Annotated in this window: 8 protein-coding genes; 6 read left to right on the top strand and 2 right to left on the bottom strand. The window is 41.8% G+C overall.

All coding sequences use genetic code 11. The annotated features are described in order from the left end of the window. On the bottom strand, positions 1-644 hold a 644-nt coding region (locus ACESM0_RS11425; protein ID WP_372906340.1), incomplete at its 3' end, for a tryptophanase. 101 nt (positions 645-745) lie between these two features. On the opposite strand from ACESM0_RS11425, the gene ACESM0_RS11420 reads away from it, so the two are divergent. Together ACESM0_RS11420 and ACESM0_RS11415 are read left to right on the top strand one after the other, a co-directional pair. After that, positions 746-2,797 carry an acetate--CoA ligase family protein gene (locus tag ACESM0_RS11420; protein WP_372906339.1) on the top strand — a complete coding sequence of 684 codons (2,052 nt, stop codon included), beginning with the start codon at positions 746-748 and terminating at the stop codon, positions 2,795-2,797. A gap of 97 nt (positions 2,798-2,894) precedes the next feature. Continuing rightward, positions 2,895-3,311 carry a VOC family protein gene (locus ACESM0_RS11415; RefSeq protein ID WP_372906338.1) on the top strand — a complete coding sequence of 139 codons (417 nt, stop codon included), beginning with the start codon at positions 2,895-2,897 and terminating at the stop codon, positions 3,309-3,311. 39 nt (positions 3,312-3,350) lie between these two features. On the opposite strand, the gene ACESM0_RS11410 is transcribed toward ACESM0_RS11415, so the two are convergent. Continuing rightward, a complete protein-coding gene (locus ACESM0_RS11410; RefSeq protein WP_372906337.1) occupies positions 3,351-4,061 on the bottom strand; it encodes a PIG-L deacetylase family protein in 711 nt (236 codons plus the stop codon). Between the two features lie 256 nt (positions 4,062-4,317). Between ACESM0_RS11410 and ACESM0_RS11405 the strand changes: the two genes are divergently transcribed. The 4 genes from ACESM0_RS11405 to ACESM0_RS11390 form a co-directional block, all read left to right on the top strand. Then, positions 4,318-4,572, top strand: coding sequence for a DUF2795 domain-containing protein (locus ACESM0_RS11405; protein ID WP_372906336.1), 255 nt, complete (start codon positions 4,318-4,320; stop codon positions 4,570-4,572). 236 nt (positions 4,573-4,808) lie between these two features. Continuing rightward, positions 4,809-7,187, top strand: coding sequence for a BamA/TamA family outer membrane protein (locus tag ACESM0_RS11400; RefSeq protein ID WP_372906335.1), 2,379 nt, complete (start codon positions 4,809-4,811; stop codon positions 7,185-7,187). Between the two features lie 11 nt (positions 7,188-7,198). After that, a complete protein-coding gene (locus tag ACESM0_RS11395) occupies positions 7,199-7,777 on the top strand; it encodes a Crp/Fnr family transcriptional regulator (RefSeq protein ID WP_372906334.1) in 579 nt (192 codons plus the stop codon). A 37-nt stretch (positions 7,778-7,814) separates the two neighbouring features. Then, the coding region (locus ACESM0_RS11390) for a class I SAM-dependent RNA methyltransferase (protein ID WP_372906333.1) at positions 7,815-8,405 on the top strand (591 nt) is incomplete at its 3' end.

Here is an 8,405-nt window from a genome sequence, read left to right as displayed (position 1 = left end):
TCATGACTTCGGGCTATTTTGGACACTGCTTTTACATTTTCCATACTGACCGGTTGCCCGCCACCGGAATTGTTCGTCAGCGTTAGCATGATGACCGGAATATTTTCCCGCCCCACTTTCTTTATTGACTCCTTGAGCTTTTCAACGTTCATATTTCCTTTAAACGGATGGATGGTCAACGGCTGGCGTCCTTCATCAATCACCAGGTCTAAAGCCTCTGCTCCATTGTGTTCGATGTGGGCACGGGTGGTATCAAAATGTGTGTTACTGGGAATGATATCCCCTTTTTGGGCAATTGTTGTAAAGAGAATATTTTCAGCAGCCCTGCCCTGATGAGTTGGAATTACATGTTTAAAACCGGTGATATCCTGCACGGCACTTTCGAACCTGTAGAAGGATTCAGAACCGGCATACGATTCATCACTGCTGATCATACCGGCCCATTGCTGAGCAGACATTGCACCGGTTCCGCTATCGGTGAGCAGATCAATAACTACATCTTTTGCTTTCAGTAAAAAAGGATTGTACCCGGCTTGCTCAAGGAGTGTTTTTCGCTGATCCATTGTAGTAAAGCGGATTGGCTCAACAGATCGAATTCGAAAAGGTTCTATAATGGTGTCGGTATTAAACTCTGATAGCTCCATACATTCTTATGTTTAAAGTTTGGTTTTTTAAGGCTTGAGATTTTGCCTTTTGCTTCCACACTGTCTAATTTAAGATAAATATATCCTAATAACTTTGAATCATGATTGAATCTTTCTTCACACCTAAGCGAGTTGCTGTTATTGGGGCTTCCAGGGACCCTCACAAACTGGGATACGGTGTTATCCGCAACCTGTTGAAATACAAGTTCAAGGGTGAAATTTTCCCCGTGAACAAAAATGCATCAGAAATACTGGATATTTCCTGCTATTCATCTGTTGAAGAATTGCCCGATGGAATAGACCTGGCTGTGATTGTACTACCGGCTACAATTGTTCCTAAAATCATCGAACAATGCGGGGCAAAAGAGATTAAAAACGCCATTGTTGTCAGTGGTGGCTTTAGCGAAACGGGTGAAGAAGGCCGGGAGTTGGAAGGTAAATTGAAAGAAGCTGCCGAAAAGCACGGTATTCGAATCATTGGCCCTAACTGCATTGGAACCATAGACACACATACACCTGTCAACACTACATTTGTAGTTGGAATGCCTGAGCAGGGAGGCATTGGATTCATATCACAATCAGGCGCAATGGTGGCTGCTGTAATTGACTGGGCACGCGGAGCCGGAGTTGGATTTTCGAGAATCGTAAGTTTGGGAAACCAGATTGACGTGACAGAAACCGAAATGATAGACCTGATCGGAAATGATCGTCAGACTGAGGTAATTACAGCTTATGCAGAGGGTGTCTCCGATGGAAAAGAGTTTTTAAAAATATCCCGGGAAATTGCCCGTAAGAAACCCTTTGTTGTTTTAAAGGGTGGACAAAGCGAGAAAGGCGCTGAAGCCGTGTCGTCCCACACAGGAGCTTTATCGGGAAGTAAAGAAGCTTATTCAGCAGCATTCAGGAAGTCAGGTGTACTCGAAGCCAAAACCATGGAAGAGATGTTCGACTGGGCGCGTGCCCTCGCCTGGCAGCCCCTTCCAAAAGGAAAAAGGGTTGCTGTACTTACCAACGCCGGCGGACCTGCAATCTTAGCGGTTGACGCGCTTGAAAAAGTTGGGCTTGAAGTAGCTCCGCTAACCGATGAAACCAGGGACTATCTGAAAAAGCGACTTCCAAAAGCCGCAAGCTCAAAAAATCCGGTAGACGTTCTTGCCGGTTCAGGTCCCGCAACCTATACACTTGCACTCGAAGCTCTTCTGACAGATGAGACTGTAGATGCTGTCATAGTCATTCAGGCACCCCAGGATTGGTTTCTTCCCGCGAGTTTAGCTGAAGTTGTAGGTGAAACCGCAGGACTCCATCATAAACCGGTGATTGCTTCCATCATGGGTAAAGCCTCCGTAGATGAAGCACTCAATATTCTGCATAAGCGCCGTGTGCCAAATGTGGCGTTTCCTGAAAGGGCCGCCTCCATCCTGTCGGCTATGGTCCAGCGTAAAGAGTGGATGAATTCTGAGAACCATCAGCCGGAAGATGCAGCCAAATATATTCCTGCCGATGCGGATACATATATCAAAAATGAAGACTGGGAACGTCTGATTGAAGCGTACGGAATAAAACTTCCTGAACAAACAGAAGCTGAAAACTTGGCCGAAGCGCTGGATGCTTCAATTAAAGTTGGCTATCCGGTTGTAATGAAGATTCTTGCTAAAGAACATACTCACAAATCAGATATTGGCGGAGTAAAAGTGAATCTGCAAAACGCCGAGAATGTAAAAAAAGCGTGGAATGAAATCACTCAAGCCGCTGAAAGTTCAAATGCTGAAATGGACGGCATATTGATTCAGAAGATGCTTCGAGGCGGACAGGAAATCATTATCGGGATTAAGCAGGATGAACAATTTGGTCCACTTGTGCTTTTTGGTACGGGAGGAACCGATGTTGAACTCTATAAAGACGTGCAAACCGCCATTGCTCCTTTAAGCGAAAGTGAGGCAACAAAGTTGATCAACTCAACCATTGCAGGTAAAAAACTAAAGGGTTGGCGTAACCTGCCTCCCGCTGATATTGAGGAAGTTAAAAAAGCACTTATTAGTATGAGCAGATTAGCAGTTAATCATCCGGAAATAAAAGAGATGGAGATGAATCCATTATATGTTTTGGAAGAAGGTAAAGGTGCTTTTGCCATAGACATCAGAGGGTCGAAATAACATTATCAATACACCAACATTTGCCCGATTTAAATACACTTAAAATTACCAATAACTTAGGGCTTCTTTCTATTCATCAAACTAAAAATGAATACATATGGAATTAAAAAAAGTTTTAGAGACCTGTCTTTACGCTAAGAACCTGGACGATTCTGAACATTTTTACAGTGATATTCTGGAACTGAAACTTATTCGAAAAGAGGAAGGGCGCCATCTGTTTTACAGATGTGGAGATTCAATGCTTTTAATATTTAATCCTGCTCACACCACAGAGGAACAAACCTATGTAAATGATCGCCCCGTCCCTCTTCATGGTGCATTCGGATCTGTTCATGTTGCTTTTGCTGTAGACCGAAATGAATTCAAAGATTGGAAATCCAGATTGGAGAGAAAGAATATAAATGTTGAATCGAGCGTTAAATGGCCCGGCGGACTGAAGTCTATATATTTTCGAGATCCCGCCGGTAATAGTCTTGAAATTATTGAGTCAGGGATGTGGAATATTGAAGAGTAAGACTTTTCAAATTACTATTCTACTAAACAGTGGATTCCTCTAAGATCTTAAACCATCAACTATAGAGTTCAGCCGCCTTTCGATATTTTCACCAAAAATTTCGAAGGGTACGTCTTTTGTCGTTACATTCCGTACTCCGCTTCCATCAATTACCTCTTTGTATGTTTGGTAACAGTCCAAAGCGTCATTGAACTTCTGCATGTCGTCATCATTGCACTGTTCAATAAACTTAATGTCTTCCTCCTGAGAAACGGCAAGCCTGAACTTGCCATCGGTATAAATTTCTCCCATTCTTGTAAAGAGTGCCAATCTTTTCGGATAGCTGATGCCCATATCCCGCAATTTGCAATAAACTCTTTTCACTACGGCGTGACAGACCAGGTGATCCTCAAATCCGCTTATGCCATGTACGGCATATGTGACAATAACATCCGGCTTTAAATCGTGAATTTGTTGTTCAATTACATTTTCGAGCTCTATCGGGTTCATTTTCTTTAACTCATTATCTGGCAGATCCAGAACTGTCATACCATTCAATCCAAGAGTTTTTTCCACGCACTGCATCTCTTTAAAACGGATATCTCCCATCTCATCCTTATCAACTCCTAAACGAAATCTCTGTTTGGTAGCCTCTCCTTTCGTCAATGTAAGAAGATGTACTTCATGTCCCTGTCTTAGCTGAGCACTTATAGCGGGAGCGGGTCCAAAGGATTCATCATCAGGGTGCGGGAATATGTAAAGTATTTTCATTGGAACAGTTTGTTGAAAATATTTGGTTAATTACACCTGAGTAAACAAAATGAGACAAAATCGCGTTTACAAACTGAGACACAGTGAGTAGTAGAAACGAAATACTGAAAGAATGTTTAAATATGCATTAAGAAATCACTCTTTTTATCTATTTTCCGCGAAATATTTGCATTTCTCATCAGGAAACGTTTTATAGAATTCGAATAAAGATAGAAATTAACATACAAACTAAACGACTACTGAAAAGACAAAAATTATGATTTGGACAGTTGAATTAGCCGCAGCACTTGATGACGCACCATTTCCGGCAACAAGAGAAGAACTTATTGAGTGGGCAGAAAGAAATGGTTTACCACAACAAGCTATAAATAATCTTTATGAGCTCGATGAAATTGAAGAGGGCGAGGAAACCATATATGAGGGAATCGAAGATATTTGGCCGGATTATATACGTAAAGAAGACTTTTTTCACGGGGAAGAAGATGAGGGTTTCGACTACGATGATGTTTAGTCCCATATTCTAACCAACACCATTTTAGGAAACGCGGGCTTAGAAAAAGTACCGCGTTTTTTTTGTTTTAGTTAAATGTAAAATTACTTGCAACACCTATCGTTCTGATATCAATGGCTCGCGATTGAGCCTTCTGAATTGTGAATTCACTCTATTTTAAATCCTTATAAATTCGCTGAAAAATCCTATTTTCAGTCATATCTAAACATCTGTAACACTGAAATTTAATCAACTGCGTGCGCTATCTCTACTTGCTGATTTTGTTACTGCTTCCATTTTTCTTTTTAGCAGAGGTATCTGTTGCTCAAGACGATAACTCTTCTGATGATAATGATCGGGAGCAGGTAGTAAGAATTGTGCGTTTTACAGGGAACAGTGCAGTAAGCGACGCAGCACTTAGCACACTTGTACGGACAAGAAATAACAGAGAGTTTCTTGGAATTCCACGATTTACTCCTTGGTACTATATTTATCAGCTGGTTGGTGTTGGTGAATCTCCTGCACTTCTCAATCGCGAAACTGTTGGCAGTGACATTGAACGAATTCGGCTCTACTACGAAAACCTGGGATATTTCGAAGCTTCTGTCGATACAACAATCGTTGAGTACCGTCCGGAGCGGTACGAGGTCTCTTTCATTATCGACGAAGGTAATCTTTCTCGAATTCAGTCGGTAGCCTATACCGGGTTTCCCGATTTTCAGGACAATGATAATCTGGTTAGTAATTTTCTGAACCAGAGTGAGTATGCCGGTAACTTTGAAAATGACAGCACTTTTAGCGTAAACGAGCCTTACAGAGCTCAAAAACTTCGGGAAGAGCAGTCTCGGATAATTGATTTCTTAAAAAATAACGGTTTTGCTGCCGTTCAGCGTGATTCTGTTCGAGCGCTAATAAAACGAGATCAGGATGATCCTTATAAGCTGGATGTACTTTACTCTATTCGTCCCGGAAATTTCTACACGTTCGGCGATGTTCATATTCAGCTGGCCGGCCCCGAAGGCAACGGTGAATATGATGAGTCTATAACGGTTGACGACTCTGGATACGCTGAGCAGGGATTTGCTATCTATATGGATAAGCAGGATGAAACAAATACCAAATTTGACCTTCTCACAGAGCAGCTTCAGTTTCGAGCAGGCGAATCATTTGATCAATCTGCTTATTTACGAAGCGTAAATTCCTATCAAAATTTGGGGATGCTTCTTATAAACCGATTTGGCCTTAATGAGGATGATTCGCTTCCTGATTTTACCAAAGAGAATATCCCTGTCTTTTTTGATTTACAAACACTTCCAAAGCATTCGATTAGGACTGAATTTTTTGGAATGAGAAGATATGGTTTTGGTACAGGTGTGGGGTTAAATTACAATAATAATAATCTACTGGGCAGAGCTGAAAACCTAACACTAGCTCTGAATACAAACCTCGAATTTGTAACATCAAATACACTCAATGAAATTTCTCCGGTTGACGAAGACGGTAACCGGGTTACTTCGGGCTCGGCTATTTTCCAAAGTTATGAATTCCGGGTGGAATACGCCCTTCCACGCTTAAACCGGCCGCTTAGATTTTTAAGTAACGCTCCCTGGATAGAATCAGCACGTACCCGATACTCTCTCAGCTACAGTCAAAGTAATCAGCTGTTTTTTGATATTAATTCAGACGTCAGGTTTAATCTGCGATACGAATTACGTCATTCCCAACGCTATCAAAGCCTGATCGATGTCTTTGAACTGGATGTGGTAGACACAGACCCGTCCACACAATTCAGACAAAACCTCATAAACGAATTTGGTGAAACTTCACTCGAGTTTTTACGAATTCAAGAAGATTTCCGGCCTCAGTTTTCTTCTGTAATCCGTTATACTTTGAGGGCACAAAACACCAATTTGATCAAGAGAGATTACGGTTATTTCAGCGAAGTATCCTTAGCTCTTGCAGGTAACTTGCCATATCTGCTGGACCGGTATATCATCACTGCGGGAGAAATTGAAGGAGAACTACCCTCCCCCTTGAGAATTTCTACAAATGCTTTGGCTTATAGCCGATTTGTTAAATTATCCGCAGATTACCGCCGATATTTTAGTCTTACAACAAATGCTGTGGCTGCTTTTCGTTTCTTTGGCGGATATGCCCATCCAATAGCCCAAAGTGACAACATTCCGTTGAACCGCAGATTTTTTGCAGGCGGCAGTAACGACATCCGCGGATGGAGTCCGTTTCGATTAGGGCCGGGAAGTATACCGCCTGAAGAGGTAACCATACCGGGTGGTGAGATTAAACTTGCAGCGTTTTCTGAATTCAGGCAAACATTTATGAAAAATGTACTGAGTGCTGACTGGTATTTCGCATGGCATACCGATGCCGGTAATGTATGGTACGGACCCGGAAATCAGTTCATCGACGAACAAGAGACCGATCTCCTGGCTGATGGCAGATTTCGCATTCAGGAATTTTATAAGCAGATTGCAGTAGGCTCAGGTTTGGGCATCCGGCTCGACTGGGAATTTATTGTTGCAAGATTTGATATTACCTATCGAATTCACGACCTCGAAGAAGGTTGGTTCGAAAATAGTCAAAGGTATTTCAGCTTTGGTATTGGACACTCATTTTAAATCAATCAACTATGTTTGGAAATAATAGCAAATTTCAGAAAATGAAGAAGCAGAGTAATATTGTTAAAAACTCAGAACTACTGAAAAATCTGTCCATAACAGAAAGGTACGAATTACTACAGCTTTGCCATCGTCGCACGTACAAAAGCGGTGAATACGTCTACTACCGAAATGATCCCGGCAGCGGTCTTTATTTTATCGAAGAGGGGAAAATACAGCTTCAGGTGGAAGAAGAAGCCATTAATCAAAACTCAGAAGACGGGAAAAATGAGCCCTACTCAATCACGGTTGAATCTCCCCAGGAGATTGGTCTCGTTTCCATAGGCTATGAAACCAAGAGATTATCTTCGGCACAATGTTTGACTGAATGTACTCTGTTGGGTTTCTTCACACCCGATTTTGAGACACTAAAAAAACGAAACCCCCAAACCGCCGTTAAATTTTTAGAAGCTTCGTCTAATCGAATCATGAAGCAACTTGATCTCTCTATGCAGAAGATCATTGAAATATCTGATACGAAAACAGCATTCCAAATACAGTTCGAAACACAGTATTTACACTCTGTTGAATCGGACAAGACCATCGACTAACTGAATTTTAAAATAATTTTTCCAACTCATCTTATTTATGACATTAAAAAAAGGATCTGAAGTAGAACTGACGGTAGAGTCTACAGCTTTTAAAGGCAAGGGAGTTGCAAAATATGATGGTATCGCTGTCTTTGTGCCGGGAACGGCTCCGGGTGATATTGTAAAAGCGAGAATTACCCGAAAGAAAAAATCATTTCGTGAAGCGAAGGTTCTGGAAATCTTACAGCCCTCACCTAAAAGAATTGAACCGAAATGCAGACATGCGAATGTCTGCGGCGGCTGTACCTGGCAGCATCTTCCCTACTCAGAACAGGTAAAGCACAAGGAGCAGCACGTTCGGGATCATATGGAAAGAATTGCTCATATTGACCCGGATATTGTTAAGCAAATCGTAAAATGCGATAGCGAATTCTACTACCGAAATAAAATGGAGTATAGTTTCGGTACAAAACGATGGCTGACTGAAGAGGAGATAAACCGGGACGAATATGTGGATGACACCGCATTTGCAGCCGGACTTCACGCTCCCGGCCGGTTTGATAAAATTTTAAATCTTAGCGAGTGCCACCTTCAGGAGCCGATATCCTATCGGATTCTTGATTTTGTAAGAAATTACTGTATCGAAAAT

This window comes from Rhodohalobacter sp., from assembly GCF_041686455.1.
Classification (GTDB): Bacteria; Bacteroidota; Rhodothermia; order Balneolales; family Balneolaceae; genus Rhodohalobacter.
This window is presented reverse-complemented; position numbering and strand designations above follow the sequence as displayed.